This window comes from Enterocloster sp. HCN-30185, assembly GCF_037890305.1.
In the GTDB taxonomy this organism is placed as follows: domain Bacteria; phylum Bacillota; class Clostridia; order Lachnospirales; family Lachnospiraceae; genus Enterocloster.
On record NZ_JBBKBT010000016.1, the window covers coordinates 16,623 to 32,687 of the forward strand.

Consider the following 16,065-nt stretch of genomic DNA (forward strand, 5'->3'; position numbering starts at 1 on the left):
ATGGGGAAATATATCATGGCTCTGGATGCGGGGACTACCAGCAGCCGCTGTATCCTGTTTGATCAGAACGGGGAGGTCTGCAGCCTTGCTCAGAAGGAATTTACCCAGTATTTTCCAAAACCCGGCTGGGTGGAGCATGACGCCAATGAAATCTGGTCGACTCAGCTGGGAGTGGCAGTGGAAGCTATGTCAAAGATTGGCGCCTCGGCTGGCGATATTGCTGCTATTGGCATCACCAACCAGAGGGAGACAGCCATTGTATGGGATAAGGCTACCGGAGAGCCCATTGGTCCGGCAATCGTGTGGCAGTGCCGTCGGACTGCGGCTTATTGCGACGAATTAAAGGCAAAGGGACTGACAGAACTGATACGCCAAAAGACCGGTCTGGTCATTGATGCCTATTTCTCTGCTACCAAGCTGAAATGGATCCTGGATCATGTGCCCGGAGCCAGAGAGAGGGCCGGGCGGGGAGAACTGCTTTTTGGAACCGTGGAAACCTGGCTTATCTGGAAGCTTACAAAGGGAGCCGTTCATGTGACCGATTACTCCAACGCTTCCAGGACCATGCTGTTTAATATCAATACGCTTACCTGGGATAAAGAAATCCTGGAGCTTTTTGACATACCGGAACAGATGCTCCCAAAGCCAAAGCCCTCCAGCTGTATTTACGGCATGACAGGCCGGCAGTTTTTTGGAGATCCGATTCCGATAGGAGGCGCGGCGGGAGATCAGCAGGCCGCTCTTTTCGGCCAGACCTGTTTTGAGCCGGGCGATGCGAAAAATACATACGGCACAGGCTGCTTTCTCCTTATGAATACAGGAGACCGGCCGGTATTTTCAAAGAGCGGCCTTGTGACAACGATCGCGTGGGGGCTGGAGGGAAATGTAACCTATGCGTTGGAGGGGTCTATTTTTGCTGCTGGAGCAGCGATCCAGTGGCTGAGGGATGAGCTGAGGCTGATCGGATCAGCGGCAGATTCAGAATATATGGCCGAAAAGGTAAAGGATACCAATGGCTGTTATGTGGTGCCGGCTTTTACGGGTCTGGGAGCACCGCATTGGGATGCCTATGCCAGAGGCGCCATTCTGGGCCTTACCCGCGGGGTGAATCGGTATCATATTATCCGCGCGACTCTGGATTCCCTCTGTTACCAGACCAATGATGTGCTGGAAGCCATGAAGATGGATCTGGGACAGGAGGTGAAACGGCTGAAGGCAGACGGAGGGGCCAGCGCCAACAACTATCTGCTGCAGACTCAGGCAGATTTAACCGGCGTCCAGGTAGACCGCCCGGCCTGTGTGGAAACAACCGCCATGGGAGCTGCCTATCTGGCAGGTCTTGCAGTGGGATTCTGGAAAAATAAGGAAGAGATCGCCAGAGGATGGAAAGCGGATCGCAGCTTCTTCCCAAAGATTGAAGAGGAAGTCCGGTGCAGGATGCTTAAGGGCTGGCAGAAGGCGGTACGCTGTTCCTATGGCTGGGCAAAAGACGGGATTTAAGAAGTTCAGATAAAAAATTCCAGTAAAAATACAGCTGTGCAGGCTGCAAGGGATACATGAAAAAGACTTTTTCCCTTCCAGGCCAGCAGGACGGCCACGGCCAGAGCTGCGGCTCCGCCTGCCGCAGAGCGGGTGGCATAGAGGATGGCCGGAAAGGTCATGACGGAGAGCGTCACATAGGGAACATAATATAAAAAAGAACGAAGAAAGGTATTTTTGATTTCTTTTCGTATCAGTGTGAGCGGCAGCAGTCGGATCAGATAGGTCACTGCTGCCATTACTGCTATATAGACATAAATATTCCGATTCATTTAAGCTTCCTCCTTTACAGGGCAGATCAGGGCGGCTCCTCCGGCGATAACAAAGGTCAAAAGGATGATCTTAAATCCGGATGAAATGGTATTTAATACCGGGATCAGGGTAAATACAAAGCTGGCTGTCATGGAGAGCAGGACCACAGCCCGAAGGATCCTGTTTTCTCTTGCCGGAGGTACGATGATCGCCAGAAACATTCCATAGAGGGCCACGCCCAGGGCATTTAAAAGCCGTTCCGGAAGCAGACTGCCGGAGAGCGCGCCTAAAAGCGTTCCTAAAGTCCAGCCCGGCACAGCGGCGCTCATCAGCCCGTAGCTGTAAAAGGGGCTTAAGGTTCCAGGATGACAGACCGACACGCCGAAAATTTCATCCGTCACCCCATAGGCCATGAGAAAACGATGGAATAAAGGCATCTTATGATCCAGCTTCTGGGAAAGGGAGCAGGACATAAGGCAGTAGCGCAGGTTGATCACAAGCTGCACCGCGGCCATTTCCAGATAAGAGGAGCCGGCGGTTATGATGCCAAGGCCGGCAAACTGGCCGGCGCTTGTAAGATTGGTAAGGGAGATAAGCACAGACTGGAAAACAGAGAGGCCGGAGCTTACCGCCATGATGCCGAAGGTAAAGGATACAGCCAGATAACCGAGGCCGATAGGGATGCCGTGGATCAATCCGGAATAAAAAGGACGTTTCTGCTGATTCATACTCCTGTTCCCCTCCCTTATATCGATTTCCAGAGGATATCCCGGTTGACGGTCTGATAAAACAGGCGCCGGATTTCCTTTGGATCCTTTGTTTGTCCCAGAATCCACATGGTCTTTGTCACTGCTGCCTCCAGAGTCATGTCATAGGCTTCCAGCAGGCCGAATTCCTGCTTGATATTTTTGCCTACCTCATATACGGACATATTGCTGCCCTCATTTGTGACCTGTGTGGTCATGATTACCGTTTTTCCCAGGCTGGTCCAGCGTCCCACGGCCCGATGGTAATCTCCTCCGTCATAGGAGGGAAGGCCGCCTACGCCGAAGGATTCAATGATAACAGCGTCATAGTGTTCTGCCATATAGTCAAGAAGGGAGGCGTCCATGGAAGGAATCAGCTTTAAAAGCCCCACATTGGGATTTAAATGGCAAAAAAACTGCACCGGCTCTTTTAAAAGCTCCTTGTCATCCAGATAAAAAAGGATATGCTCCTCCTGGATCGTGGCAATATAGGGAAAATTGATACTGGAAAAGGCGTTGTAGCTCTTGGTGCGCTCCTTTTTTCCGCGGGTGCCTGCGATCACCTTGCCGTCGAATACGATATTGACCCCATGTGCGTTTGGGTGAGAGGCGAAGCGAAGGCTGTCCGCAAGATTGGTTCTGGCGTCTGTGTTTTCCATATCGATAGGCTTTTGGGCTCCGGTGATCACAATGGGCTTTGCAGAATTGCGGATCAGATAGGAAAGGGCAGCGGCCGTGTAAGCCATGGTGTCTGTACCGTGGGTGATCACAAAGCCGTCATAATCTTTGTAATGTTCCTCAATGGCCTTTTCAATGGTAAGCCAGTGGGAGGGCTGTATGTTAGTGCTGTCAATATTTAATACCTGGATCGAATCAATGCTGCAGAACGTCCGGCTGTCCGGGACAAAGGAAAGGATTTCTTCTGAGGAAAGAAGGGGCATTAACCCATGGGACGTACGTTTGCAGGCAATGGTGCCTCCAGTGCCAAGAAGCAGGATGCGTTTCATAAAATATAAATCTCCTTATCAATAACCGGCCGGCCTTTAAAGCCCAAACCGGAGAGTCTGTCTGTATTCTAACGATTCTCTTACGATTTGTCAATTTTTTCATTCCCTTATTTGAATATGACAGTAAATATGATACAATAAAGATATCTTTCCTCAAAAGCGGGTACAGCCAGCTATAATGGGGAATCATATCCGTGCGGAGTGTACAGACAGCTTTCCGGCACGGCTGCAGAAAGGAGGAAAAGCAGATGACCTTATTTTGGATTGCGGCATTTATCGTGCTTACAGCGGCAGAGGCGCTTACCGTTTCCCTTACTTGTATCTGGTTTGCAGGGGGAGCGCTTGCGGGGCTTTTGGTTCAGGTTCTGGGAGGCAGCGTGAAGCTGCAGCTGGCTTTGTTTGCAGCCGTTTCCTTTGCGCTGCTCCTTCTGGTGCGGCCTCTGGCGGCAGGAATCCTAAAGCCGAAGGAGACACGGACCAACACAGACGGGCTCATTGGCAGAAAAGTGGTGGTTAAGGAGACCATCGACAACGTCCGGGGAACAGGAAGCGTATCCTTAGCCGGAGAAACCTGGCTGGCACGTTCGCTCCATGAGGACCGGATCCTTACGCCCGGTACAGCTGCTGTGATCCGGGAGATCCGGGGCGCGAAACTATTTGTAGAACAGGAAAATGAATAAGGAGGGATTTTATGTTAGGTATGATAGGAGGTTTTATGGCGTTTATTATTGTTGCAGTTGTAATTCTGGTGATTCTTTCATCCTGTATCCGCATTGTTCCTCAGGCACAGGCCCTGGTAGTGGAACGTCTGGGCGGTTATCTGGGAACCTACGGAGTGGGCATCCATTTTCTGATCCCCTTTATTGACCGGGTGGCAAAGAAGGTAAACTTGAAAGAGCAGGTGGAGGACTTCCCGCCGCAGCCGGTGATCACAAAGGACAATGTTACCATGCAGATCGATACAGTGGTATTCTTCTACATTACCGATCCGAAAATGTATGCATATGGTGTGGAGCGTCCGATCCTTGCTATTGAGAACCTGACAGCTACTACTTTGAGAAATATTATCGGCGATCTGGAGTTAGATGAAACACTGACTTCCAGAGAAACCATCAATGCCAAGATGCAGGAATCCCTGGATCTGGCGACGGATCCCTGGGGTATCAAGGTTACCCGTGTGGAGCTTAAGAACATCATTCCCCCGGCAGCTATTCAGGAGGCCATGGAGAAGCAGATGAAGGCAGAACGTGAGCGCCGCGAGGCTATCTTAAAGGCAGAGGGCGAGAAGAAGTCCATGATCCTGGTAGCAGAGGGAAATAAGGAGTCTGCCGTTTTAAATGCGGAGGCTGAAAAAGAGGCGGCCATCCTTCGGGCAGAAGCAGAGAAGGAAAAGAAGATTAAGGAGGCTCAGGGACAGGCGGAGGCTATCCGTACCGTACAGAAGGCTACGGCAGAAGGAATCCGCTACATCCGGGAAGCGGGAGCCGATCAGACCGTGCTGCAGCTTAAGAGTCTGGAGGCCTTTGCGGCGGCTGCCAACGGCAGAGCCACCAAGATCATCATTCCTTCTGAAATCCAGGGAATTGCAGGTCTTGTAAAGTCAATTGCAGAGGTAGCAGGAGACGGAGCTGCTGAGAAGTAAGCAGATAAAGAGATAAAGTACCCGTCAACGAGGAGATAAACAAATGAGTGCGGAGCAAAAAGTCCAAAAGACAAAAGCAAATGGAATTACAGAGGGAAGTATTTTCGGACAGCTGCTGCTGTTTTTCTTCCCTATTTTATTCGGAACCTTTTTTCAGCAGCTTTATAATACGGCAGATGCTGTGGTAGTAGGCCGCTTTGTGGGAAAACAGGCTCTGGCGGCAGTAGGAGGAACCACCAGTACGCTGATCAATCTGATGGTGGGCTTCTTTGTGGGGCTGTCCAGCGGCGCTACTGTGGTCATCTCGCAGTATTACGGTGCAAAAAAGGCCGACAAGGTCCACTGGGCCGTACATACCTCAGTTGCTTTTTCGGTCATAGGAGGCGTTCTTTTTATGGCAGTAGGACTTGTGGGGGCCAGATGGGCTCTCACAGCCATGCATACACCTGAGGACGTAATGGATCATGCAGTAACCTATATCAGGATCTATTTTCTGGGGATGGTTCCTAATCTTCTGTACAATATGGGAGCCGGCATTCTCCGTGCAGTGGGAGATTCCAGACGGCCGCTGTATTTCCTCATAGGGAGCTGTTTTGTAAATATTATCCTGGATGTGGTTTTGGTGGCAGTGCTCCGGATGGGAGTGGCCGGTGCTGCTCTGGCAACCATTTCTTCCCAGCTTTTTTCAGTGATCCTGGTAATTCTCTGCCTGACCCGCACACAGGATATGTATAAGGTGGAGTGGAGAAAAATCCGTATTGACAGCCGGATGCTGCAGAGGATCATACGCATCGGTATTCCGGCGGGAATGCAGTCTGTAATGTATAACATTTCCAACATTATTATCCAGGCCGGTGTAAATAATCTGGGTACAGACAATGTGACTGCCTGGGCAACCTACGGAAAGGTGGACGGCCTGTATTGGATGATGATCAATGCTCTGGGAATATCCGTTACTACCTTTGTTGGACAGAACTACGGAGCAAGGCGGATGGACCGGGTGAGAAAGGGAGCAGGCGCCTGTATGGTGATCGGCGTGGTGCTTACGGCCATTGTCTCGACAGCGCTGTATTTCTGGGGATACCTGTTTATTGAGCTTTTTACCTCGGATCCTCAGGTACAGCTCATCAGCCAGAGCCTGATCCGTTTTATGGTTCCCACCTTTATTACCTATATCACCATTGAGATCCTTTCCGGTACCTTAAGAGGCGTGGGTGATGCCTGGATGCCTCTCATTATTACCGGTGTAGGCGTGTGTCTGGTGCGTGTGATCTGGATTATTTTTGCACTGCCGCATTTCAATACCATTCTTGCAGCTGCCTTTTGTTATCCTATGACCTGGGCTTTAACCTCAGCAGCCTTTGCGGTGTATTATTACTTTTTCAGCAGCCTAAAGAGGGTAAACTTAAAGAAAATTTTTTTAAGGCATCAGTATAAATAGGAAAATGGCGGAAAAACTTCCTGTATCAGTAAAAAAGCAAAAGCAGGAGGTTGGCTTATGACGTCAGGAGAGGTTATTTTCAATAATGTGGAGGAAATTGTGCACTTTGTGAATCAGGCGGAAAAGATCCGCTGGGATGTGGATGTCTGTCTGGGAAGCTGTATTGTGGATGGAAAATCCCTTTTGGGGGTTATGAGCTTCGGTACAGGCAAAAAACTTAAGATAGTGATCCACAACTAAAGAAGAAAGGGAAGCAGTGCCAATGATACAGGAAATCGGTGAAGGCAGGTTTAATCCTGTCTATATGAGAAAAAATCCGCAGGAGGATGATATCCTGCTTCATTATGAATACAATAAGGTAATGCTTATCAAGGAGGGGGACAGATACCGTCTCCCTGCTTTTAGGGATTTAAAGGGAGAGGAAGATGCTGTGGAAAGCGTTTCATACCTCTTTTCTATTGATTCCAAAGGGTATTATCTGGCAGATACGTTTCAAATGCCGGAATTTGGCGGCTTTGTTATGGAGGGACTGCAGATCTTCCGCTCCTTTGAACCCATGGAGGACGGCTTTGCGGGAATTACGGGGAGCCAGATTTACCGTTGGAGAGAGAGCCGCAGGTTTTGCGGCTGCTGCGGGGGAAAGATGGCTCCGGGAGAGAAAGAGCGTTCCATGGTATGCTCTGCGTGCGGCCATACAGAATATCCCAAGATCAGTCCGGCAGTGATCGTGGCGATCCGGAATGGGGATCGGCTGCTTATGTCCAGGTATGCCAGGGGAGCTTACCGTCATTATGCTCTGATCGCAGGCTATCTGGAAATCGGAGAGACCTTTGAGGACTGTGTGAAGCGGGAAGTAATGGAAGAGGTGGGACTGAAAGTCAAAAATATCCGTTACTATAAGAGTCAGCCATGGGCTTTTTCCGATACGGTGATGATCGGCTTTGTGGCAGATCTGGACGGAGACGATACCATACGGCTCCAGGAAGAGGAACTGTCGGAGGCCGGCTGGTTTACAAGGGAGGAGATCATAGAGTATCCGCCCTATATCAGCGTAGGCCATGAGATGATGAAAGCATTTAAGGATGGAAAAATCTAATGAAAGAAAAAAAGTACATATTATTTGATCTGGATGGCACTCTGACCGATCCGAAGGAAGGAATTACAAAGGCTGTCCAGTATTCTCTGGCACATTATGGCATAGAAGAAACAAATCTGGATATGCTCTGTCCCTTTATAGGTCCGCCTTTAAGGGATAGTTACATCAATTTTTACGGTTTTTCCCAGGAAAAGGCCACAGAGGCCATTTCCGTGTATCGTGAGTATTTCTGCCGGGAGGGCTGGGCGCAGAATAAGGTGTATCCGGGAATACCGGAGCTTTTGGGAGCATTGAAAAATGCGGGAAAGAAGCTGTATGTGGCGACCTCCAAGCCGGAGCCCTTTGCAGTTCAGATCTTAGAGCATTTTGGGCTGGCTGGATTTTTTGACGGCATCGGCGGTGCTGATCTGGAGGAAACCCGCGTGAGAAAAGGTGATGTGATTTCTTATGTAAGAGAGCGCTTTGGTCTTTTAAGGGATGAAACAGGCCGTGGTCTGGCGCCAGATATCGTGATGGTGGGAGACAGGGAGCATGACATCATAGGAGCTGGGGAGCAGGGGCTGGAGAGCATTGGCGTGCTCTATGGTTACGGAAGCCGCAGGGAACTGGAAGAGAGTGAGGCGGCACGGATTGCAGAGTCGGTAGAAGCGCTGAGGGCAATTCTCCTTGGTGAAATGTTATAACTTCTGTTCATAATTGCCATTCCTATTATACATTTGACAAATAAAATAATGGTTGCTATGATAAAAACTAATATATGGCACAGGGAATTTTCAGACAAATCCTGCTTCTGGCAGGGATGGGAAATGACCGGCTGATATGGAGGAATAAGATATGATGGATGACAGAATCGTGTTGTCGCTTCTGGTAGACAATACGGCCGGCGTTCTGGCCCGTGTAGCAGGCCTGTTCAGCCGCCGGGGCTACAACATTGAGAGCCTGACCGTAGGCGTCACTGCAGATCCGAGATATTCCAGGATGACCGTTGTTTCTCTGGGAGACCAGACGGTTCTTGAGCAGATCAAGAACCAGCTGGACAAGCTGGAGGACGTAAGAGACATTAAGGAATTAAAGCCGGATCGTTCCGTATACAGAGAACTGATGATGGTTAAGGTAAGGGCAAGCGCTCAGGATCGCCAGGCCATCAGTGCGATTTCCAATATTTTCCGTGCAACCATCGTAGATGTGGGAAGGGATTCCCTGACGGTCATGCTGACAGGAGACCAGTCAAAGCTGGATGCCCTTATCAATCTGTTAGAGGATTACGAGATTCTGGAGCTGGCCCGTACCGGACTGACCGGACTGGAGCGGGGAAGCGAAGATATCCGATACCTGCCATAAAATACAACGTCTCAAGGAGGATATTTATATGTCAAAGATCTATTATCAGGAAGATTGTAATTTATCCATGCTGGATGGACAGACCATTGCCATCATCGGTTACGGCAGCCAGGGTCATGCCCATGCGCTGAACTTAAAGGAATCCGGGTGCAATGTGATCGTAGGCCTGTATGAGGGAAGCCGTTCCTGGAAGAGAGCCCAGGAGCAGGGCTTTGAGGTTTATACAGCGGCAGAGGCTGCAAAAAGGGCAGATGTGATCATGATCCTGATCAATGATGAGCTTCAGGCGGACATGTATAAGAAGGACATTGAGCCAAACTTAAAGGACGGCGCTATGCTGATGTTTGCCCACGGCTTTAATATCCACTTTGGCTGCATTAAGCCGCCTAAGAATGTAGACGTTACCATGATCGCTCCCAAGGCTCCGGGTCATACCGTGCGCAGTGAGTATCAGGCAGGAAAGGGAACTCCCTGTCTGGTGGCAGTAGAGCAGGACTACACAGGAAAAGCTTTAGACCGCGCTCTTGCATACGGCCTTGCCATCGGCGGTGCCAGAGCAGGACTTTTAGAGACTACCTTCCGCACAGAGACAGAGACAGACCTTTTCGGAGAACAGGCAGTCCTCTGCGGCGGCGTATGCGCTCTGATGCAGGCAGGCTTTGAAACTCTGGTAGAGGCAGGATATGATCCCAAGAACGCATATTTTGAGTGTATCCATGAGATGAAGCTGATCGTAGATCTGATCTATCAGTCCGGCTTTGCAGGAATGCGCTATTCCATTTCCAATACGGCAGAGTATGGAGACTACATCACTGGACCGAAGATCATTACAGAAGATACAAAGAAGGCTATGAAGAAGATCCTCACAGATATCCAGGACGGAACCTTCGCAAAGGACTTCCTGCTTGATATGTCTCCCGCAGGCCGTCAGGTACACTTTAAGGCAATGAGAAAACTGGCTTCCGAGCATCCGTCTGAGAAGGTAGGCGAAGAGATCAGAAAGCTTTACAGCTGGAACAATGAAGAAGATAAGCTGATCAACAACTAATAACGCATCAATTAGAAAACGGAGCAGATATCCCAAAAGAGGGAACCGTCAAACAGACGGCCTCTTTTGGGATATTTTGGAATTTAAAGTGTTCACCCGCCTTTGAAGCCTTTCTGGCAACCGGAGGAACAGAGGAAGAATGTGTTGGGAGCAGAGTATGAGAGGATTGTAAATGAGGCAGTCATTGTTCAGATCCCGCAGAAAGAGCAGGAAACAGGAGTGAAGTTCTGGAATGCAGAGGAAGGCGGTTTTGACGGAATTACAGAGGAAACTGATTTTTATCTTAATGAAGCGGGAGCCCCCGTAGTGGTGTTTGCACCCTATGAGATTGCACCGGGAGCAGCAGGAACCGTGGAATTTGTGATCAAATAGCCCAAAATACAGCTGTCGGAAAACGTACATTTCTCCGGCAGCTGTTATGCTTAATAAAGAAATTCCAGAAATGTTTTTAAAGCCATGGCCTGATTATTGGAATGGTAGGCAAAGCCGATGGTTCTTCGATGGATGGCATTTTTCAGAGGAACTTCCACTAAAGTTCCGTTGTCAAGCTCCTTTTGTACCAGTTCCCGTATGACACAGGCTACACCCAGACCGATCTTTGCAAATTCGATCAGCAGATCCATAGTTGTAACCTCCAGAACCTGATGGGGAATAATGGAATATTCTTCCAGATATTTATCCACATGGATCCGGGTCATGTTGCTCTGATCCAAAAGCATGATATTTCCCGTTTCAAAGATATCCGCATCCTTTCCTTCCCGCAGATAGAGATTTTCCAGGTAAGAAGGCGTAGTGACAAAGGTATCCTGAATATCCATAACGGGAATAAAGGTCAGATCCCTGTGAGAAGCCGGTTCTGCGATCAGGCCCAGATCCAGCTTGTGCTGTTCCAGACCGGCGATGGTTTGAGCAGTAGACTGGCCTTCAATGGAAATCCTCATGTGTGGGTACTGGTCGATAAAAGTCTTCAGATAAGGAAGGAGCACATATTTACAAAGGGTATTGCTGACGCCGATGCGGAGATGGCCGATGTCAAACTCCTGGATCCGCTTTAATTCCTGTTCTCCTCTGGTCAGGGCCTCAAAGGCTTCCTTTGCATATTCAAAAAGGACCTGCCCTTCTGCTGTCAGCTGCACGCCTCTGGAGCTGCGGGTGAAAAGCGGGATACCGATGCTGTCTTCCAGCTTGCTGATGGCTTTGCTGATGGCAGGCTGGCTGATATAGAGTTCCTTGGCAGCTTTTGAAATGTTTCCTGCTTTGGCTACCTCGTAAAAGATTTTATACTGTGAAAGGTTCTGTTCCATGGTAAACACTCCTGTATAACATTTTTTCATATACACCATTCATATTATGTATTTTTATTATAGCAACAGATATGATAGAATGTAAAGCACAGATTAAAAACAGATGGGGCTAAATGAAAAGCGCCCTGGTGAGGAGGATGAAGCAATGGGAATGACCATGACCCAGAAGATATTGGCCGCTCATGCGGGACTTGCAGAGGTGAAAGCGGGACAGCTGATCGAAGCGGAGCTGGATTTGGTGCTTGGAAATGACATCACCTCTCCGGTTGCCATCAATGAGATGAAAAAGATGAACCGTCAGACGGTTTTTGATAAAGATAAAATTGCCCTTGTAATGGATCACTTTATTCCGAACAAGGATATTAAATCAGCAGAAAACTGCAAATGCTGCAGAGAGTTTGCCTGCCGCCATGAGATCAGCAACTATTTTGATGTGGGTGATATGGGAATCGAACACGCACTTTTGCCGGAAAAAGGTCTGGTTGTGGCTGGTGATGCGGTGATTGGAGCGGACTCCCATACCTGCACCTACGGAGCGTTGGGAGCTTTTTCTACGGGAGTGGGGAGCACGGATATGGCGGCAGGAATGGTAACGGGAAAGGCCTGGTTTAAGGTGCCTTCTGCCATCCGCTTTGAGCTGGTTGGAAAGCCCTCCAAATGGGTATCAGGCAAGGATGTGATCTTACATATCATCGGCATGATCGGTGTGGACGGTGCCCTGTACCGCTCCATGGAATTTACGGGAGAGGGCATTAAGAATCTGTCCATGGATGACCGCTTTACCATCTGCAATATGGCCATTGAGGCCGGTGGAAAGAACGGTATTTTCCCTGTGGATGAGACTGCTCTCCAGTATATGAAGGAGCATTCCAAACGGGAATTTACGGTATATGAGGCGGATGAGGATGCGGAGTATGATGAGACCTATGTGATCGATCTATCCCGGTTAAAGCCAACGGTATCATTTCCCCACCTTCCCTCCAATACCAGAACCATCGATCAGGTAGGCGAGGTGAAGATCGATCAGGCAGTAATCGGCTCCTGTACCAATGGACGGATTGATGATATCCGGGCGGCAGCTGAGATCTTAAAGGGAAAGAAGGTTGCAAAGGGTGTGCGCTGTATTGTGATCCCTGCGACGCAGGCCATCTATCTGCAGGCCATGAGAGAAGGGCTGCTTGAAATATTTATTGAGGCTGGGGCAGTGGTAAGCACTCCCACCTGCGGCCCCTGCCTGGGCGGTTATATGGGCATTCTGGCGGCCGGTGAAAGATGTATTTCCACTACAAACCGCAATTTCGTTGGCCGTATGGGCCATGTGGATTCAGAAGTATATCTGGCAAGCCCGGCGGTAGCCGCAGCCAGCGCCGTGGCAGGAAAGATTACGGCTCCCGAAGCAGTGATGTAAGGCTGCCGGGACGATCTGGTTTTACAGTCCTAAAAAAGAAGGGAGATTACCATGAAAGTATGCGGACATGTTTTTAAATACGGCGATAATGTAGATACGGATGTAATTATTCCGGCTCGTTACTTAAATGCCACAAAGGGCGAGGAGCTGGCGAAGCACTGTATGGAGGATATTGACCGTGAATTTGTAAATAAGGTGCAGCCGGGGGATATTATTGTGGCAGAGAAGAACTTTGGCTGCGGATCATCCAGGGAGCACGCACCCCTGGCCATCAAATGTGCCGGGGTCAGCTGTGTGATCGCAGAGACCTTTGCCAGGATTTTTTACCGCAATTCCATCAATATCGGCCTGCCCATTATCGAGTGTCCTCAGGCGGCAAAGGCCATCAGTGCAGGAGATAAGGTAGAGGTGGATTTTGACAGTGGCGTGATCACCAATATCACCAGAGGCGAGGTCTATAAAGGCCAGTCTTTCCCGCCCTTTATGCAGGATATCATACAGGCAGGCGGACTGGTTGCGTATATTAACGCAAAGTAGCCATTTCTTTTGCAAGCCTTAAAAATTCCGCCATTTCCCGGGTGACCCATTTGTCCCGGTGATAGACGATCTGGCGCCAGATCTGGATGTGAAAGTCCCTGGCAGTAAGGATGCAGAGGCGGCCTTCCTTTACCGCCTGCCGGATGGTAAATTCCGGGAGAAAGGAGATTCCCTGATTCTGCTGTAAAAATTTAAGGATAAAGTCTGTGTTTCCTGTTTCCAGAAAGGGATGCAGCCGTTTGTATTCAGATGCCAGATACTGGTCCAGTATGAACCGGTAGCTGGCATTTTTTTCTGTAAGGACAAAGGGGTAGGAGAGAATTTCATCTAAGGAAAGCTCTCCTTTTTTTGCACTTAAGGGGTGGTCTGCAGAGGCGGCAAAAAGGATCTGCTCCGGCTGCTCCATGACCTTTTCCCATTTGGGATCGTAGATCCGTTTATCCAGAAAATAGACAATGTCAATTACATTGGCATTCATCTGCTCTAACAGGCGGTCCGGGGAGTCTGTGATAATATTTACGTTTACCTTCGGGTGCAGTCTGTGGTATTCGGTCAGAAGATCCGGGAAAATGGAGCTGCAGATGGATTCAATGGTTCCAAGGCACAGCTGCCCGGTGAGCTCCGTGGGATTTGCCATAGCGTCTTTGGCCTGAGCCAGATCCCGTATGATGGCAGAGGCGTATTCATAGAAAACCTGTCCCTGATGGGTCAGGGTGGTCTGCTTTCCAATGCGGTCAAAGAGATGGACTCCCAGCTCCTGTTCCAGCTGCTTGATCTGAATAGTGACAGCTGCCTGAGAGTATCCCAGCTGCCTGGCGGCTTTTGAAAAACTCTGAAGTTTGGCTGCCTGTAAAAATGTGACGATTTCCCGAAATTCCATACCGATTCCTTCTTTAATTAAAAATATTTTAATCATATATTTAAAATGTTAAAATTTACAAAAATATATGGATATGATACAGTAAAATTAAAGAGAATGCAAGAGGTTGGATTTCCCATTTGGCAGTATGGCTGTAAAATGTGAAAACTCAGAACGGTTTAACTTCAGGAGGAAGGGGCACATGGAGAAGAGGGATGCAAAATATGCAGCGTATGTTCAGACATTAAAGGAGGAATTGGTTCCGGCAATGGGGTGTACGGAGCCGATTGCCCTTGCTTATGGAGCTGCCAGGGCCAGAGAGGTGCTGGGGGAAATGCCGGACCGGGTGGTTGTAGGAGCCAGCGGCAGCATTATTAAAAATGTGAAATCTGTAATTGTGCCGAATACAGACCATTTAAAGGGCATTCCGGCAGCCGCGGCGGCAGGGATTGTGGCAGGAGATGCAGATAAGGAGTTAGAGGTAATTGCCAGTGTAAGCAGCGAGCAGACTGCGCAGATGAAGGAATTTATGGAGCAGGTTCCCATTACAGTAGAGCATATTGACAATGGGATCACCTTTGATATTGTGATTACCCTTTATAAGGGCGTTTCCTATGCCAGAGTGCGGATCGCAAATTACCATACCAATATTGTTCTGGTAGAGAAAAACGGAGAGATCCTGGAAAAGAAGCCGGTAGCCGGAGAATCTGAGGACGGGCTTACGGACCGGAGCCTTTTGAATATGAAGGACATTCTGGATTTTGCCCGGACTGTGGACATCGAGGATGTAAGAGAGGTGCTGGAGCGCCAGATTGATTATAACTGGGCCATCGCAGAAGAGGGGATCCGGGGAAATTACGGAGCCAATATCGGAAGCGTTCTTTTGGATATGGAAGGAGAAAGCGTCCGTGTCCGGGCAAAGGCTATGGCGGCGGCGGGGTCTGACGCCAGAATGAATGGCTGTGAGCTGCCTGTGATCATCAATTCCGGCAGCGGCAATCAGGGGATTACGGCATCCGTTCCCGTAATTGTATATGCGAAAGATATGAAGGTAAGCCATGAAACCCTGCTGCGGGCGCTGACCCTTTCCAACCTGACGGCCATCCACCAGAAAACAGCCATCGGAAGGCTTTCTGCCTACTGCGGTGCTGTCAGTGCGGGAGCGGGAGCAGGGGCAGGAATCGCTTATCTTCATGGCGGAGATTACAAAGAAATCGTACATACGGTGGTAAATGCCCTTGCCATTGTGTCCGGAATTGTCTGCGACGGAGCGAAGGCTTCCTGCGCGGCAAAGATTGCTTCTGCGGTAGATGCAGGCATTTTGGGATATCAGATGTATATTCGCGGCCAGCAGTTTTACGGCGGTGACGGCATTGTCACAAAGGGAGTAGAGGAAACGCTTAAAAATGTGGGCCGCCTGGGAAAAGAAGGAATGAAGGCTACGAATGAAGAAATCATCCGGATCATGATCGGAGAATAAAATCAGGAAATAAAAAAGGCTCTGCATACGCTGTGAAAGCAGATCACAGCGTAAGGCAGAGCTTTTTTGCGGAAACAATCAGTCATTATCCGGCAGAAGCTTGATCGTTACCATGATAAATTTGACAAATTCTCCTTCTTTTAATTCAATATCATCTGCATGGCTGCAGGGCGGGATGTCGCAGGTGTCCTCCAGCTCTACGGTGATCCAGTCTCTGGCCGCATCTCTTGCATTTTCTACTGCGTCCTCCAGATCGGGTCCGTCGGCTTCGCAGCATTCCAGATCTGGGAAATATGCGTGAAAGCCTTTATCCTCTTTGTGAGGGGTAAAAACAGCAGGATATGTAAATGTCATTGAAAAATACC

At 49.2% G+C, this 16,065-nt stretch carries 19 protein-coding genes; 13 read left to right on the plus strand and 6 right to left on the minus strand.

Annotated features, from left to right (window positions below; translation table 11 throughout):
- Nucleotides 1-1,500: a glycerol kinase GlpK gene (gene glpK, locus WKT10_RS13815; protein WP_337932628.1), complete on the plus strand. Its 1,500-nt coding sequence runs from the start codon at nt 1-3 to the stop codon at nt 1,498-1,500.
- Between the two features lie 5 nt (nt 1,501-1,505).
- Here glpK and WKT10_RS13820 read toward each other — a convergent pair whose 3' ends face one another.
- From WKT10_RS13820 to WKT10_RS13830, 3 genes are read right to left on the minus strand one after another with little or no spacing between them, the layout of a single operon-like run.
- Nucleotides 1,506-1,811 (minus strand): AzlD domain-containing protein, encoded by a 306-nt coding sequence (locus WKT10_RS13820; RefSeq protein WP_337433652.1) that lies wholly within the window; start codon nt 1,809-1,811, stop codon nt 1,506-1,508.
- The gene (locus WKT10_RS13825) at nt 1,812-2,519 is read right to left on the minus strand and encodes an AzlC family ABC transporter permease (RefSeq protein ID WP_337433653.1); all 708 of its coding nucleotides are present in this window, start codon (nt 2,517-2,519) and stop codon (nt 1,812-1,814) included.
- A gap of 17 nt (nt 2,520-2,536) precedes the next feature.
- The gene (locus WKT10_RS13830; RefSeq protein WP_337433654.1) at nt 2,537-3,544 is read right to left on the minus strand and encodes an asparaginase; all 1,008 of its coding nucleotides are present in this window, start codon (nt 3,542-3,544) and stop codon (nt 2,537-2,539) included.
- 248 nt (nt 3,545-3,792) lie between these two features.
- Here WKT10_RS13830 and WKT10_RS13835 point away from each other — a divergent pair, with 248 nt between their 5' ends.
- The 9 genes from WKT10_RS13835 (at nt 3,793) to WKT10_RS13875 (ending at nt 10,484) form a co-directional block, all read left to right on the plus strand.
- Nucleotides 3,793-4,224 (plus strand): NfeD family protein, encoded by a 432-nt coding sequence (locus WKT10_RS13835; RefSeq protein ID WP_337932629.1) that lies wholly within the window; start codon nt 3,793-3,795, stop codon nt 4,222-4,224.
- Nucleotides 4,225-4,235: 11 nt separating this feature from the next.
- Nucleotides 4,236-5,186: an SPFH domain-containing protein gene (locus WKT10_RS13840; RefSeq protein WP_340277830.1), complete on the plus strand. Its 951-nt coding sequence runs from the start codon at nt 4,236-4,238 to the stop codon at nt 5,184-5,186.
- A gap of 43 nt (nt 5,187-5,229) precedes the next feature.
- Nucleotides 5,230-6,627, plus strand: a complete 1,398-nt coding sequence (locus tag WKT10_RS13845; protein WP_340277832.1) for an MATE family efflux transporter — start codon at nt 5,230-5,232, stop codon at nt 6,625-6,627.
- 57 nt (nt 6,628-6,684) lie between these two features.
- Nucleotides 6,685-6,867: an HPr family phosphocarrier protein gene (locus WKT10_RS13850; RefSeq protein ID WP_066543926.1), complete on the plus strand. Its 183-nt coding sequence runs from the start codon at nt 6,685-6,687 to the stop codon at nt 6,865-6,867.
- 22 nt (nt 6,868-6,889) lie between these two features.
- The gene (nudC, locus tag WKT10_RS13855; protein ID WP_340277834.1) at nt 6,890-7,723 is read left to right on the plus strand and encodes an NAD(+) diphosphatase; all 834 of its coding nucleotides are present in this window, start codon (nt 6,890-6,892) and stop codon (nt 7,721-7,723) included.
- Complete coding sequence (locus WKT10_RS13860) at nt 7,723-8,406, plus strand: HAD hydrolase-like protein (protein ID WP_340277836.1); 684 nt, start codon at nt 7,723-7,725, stop codon at nt 8,404-8,406. Before nudC ends, WKT10_RS13860 begins: the two co-directional genes overlap by 1 nt.
- A 154-nt stretch (nt 8,407-8,560) precedes the next feature.
- Nucleotides 8,561-9,064 carry an acetolactate synthase small subunit gene (ilvN, locus tag WKT10_RS13865; protein WP_066544039.1) on the plus strand — a complete coding sequence of 168 codons (504 nt, stop codon included), beginning with the start codon at nt 8,561-8,563 and terminating at the stop codon, nt 9,062-9,064.
- Nucleotides 9,065-9,092: 28 nt separating this feature from the next.
- The gene (ilvC, locus tag WKT10_RS13870; protein ID WP_066543932.1) at nt 9,093-10,112 is read left to right on the plus strand and encodes a ketol-acid reductoisomerase; all 1,020 of its coding nucleotides are present in this window, start codon (nt 9,093-9,095) and stop codon (nt 10,110-10,112) included.
- Between the two features lie 144 nt (nt 10,113-10,256).
- Nucleotides 10,257-10,484: an RsiV family protein gene (locus WKT10_RS13875; protein ID WP_340277838.1), complete on the plus strand. Its 228-nt coding sequence runs from the start codon at nt 10,257-10,259 to the stop codon at nt 10,482-10,484.
- A 50-nt stretch (nt 10,485-10,534) separates the two neighbouring features.
- Here the strand turns inward: WKT10_RS13875 and WKT10_RS13880 are convergent, their stop codons facing one another.
- Entirely contained in the window at nt 10,535-11,416 is an 882-nt protein-coding gene (locus tag WKT10_RS13880) for a LysR family transcriptional regulator (protein ID WP_337932639.1), read from the minus strand.
- 145 nt (nt 11,417-11,561) lie between these two features.
- Here WKT10_RS13880 and leuC point away from each other — a divergent pair, with 145 nt between their 5' ends.
- On the plus strand, nt 11,562-12,824 hold the full coding sequence (gene leuC / locus WKT10_RS13885) for a 3-isopropylmalate dehydratase large subunit (RefSeq protein ID WP_317438708.1): 1,263 nt from the start codon (nt 11,562-11,564) through the stop codon (nt 12,822-12,824).
- 51 nt (nt 12,825-12,875) lie between these two features.
- Nucleotides 12,876-13,361, plus strand: a complete 486-nt coding sequence (gene leuD, locus WKT10_RS13890) for a 3-isopropylmalate dehydratase small subunit (protein ID WP_066543937.1) — start codon at nt 12,876-12,878, stop codon at nt 13,359-13,361.
- Here leuD and WKT10_RS13895 read toward each other — a convergent pair.
- Entirely contained in the window at nt 13,348-14,241 is an 894-nt protein-coding gene (locus WKT10_RS13895) for a LysR family transcriptional regulator (RefSeq protein WP_340277841.1), read from the minus strand. The genes leuD and WKT10_RS13895 overlap by 14 nt on opposite strands.
- 181 nt (nt 14,242-14,422) lie before the next feature.
- Between WKT10_RS13895 and WKT10_RS13900 the strand changes: the two genes are divergently transcribed.
- Nucleotides 14,423-15,700: an L-cysteine desulfidase family protein gene (locus tag WKT10_RS13900; RefSeq protein WP_340277843.1), complete on the plus strand. Its 1,278-nt coding sequence runs from the start codon at nt 14,423-14,425 to the stop codon at nt 15,698-15,700.
- 78 nt (nt 15,701-15,778) lie between these two features.
- Here the strand turns inward: WKT10_RS13900 and WKT10_RS13905 are convergent, their stop codons facing one another.
- Nucleotides 15,779-16,054, minus strand: a complete 276-nt coding sequence (locus WKT10_RS13905) for a type II toxin-antitoxin system HicB family antitoxin (protein WP_066543943.1) — start codon at nt 16,052-16,054, stop codon at nt 15,779-15,781.
- Between the last annotated feature and the right edge of the window lie 11 nt (nt 16,055-16,065).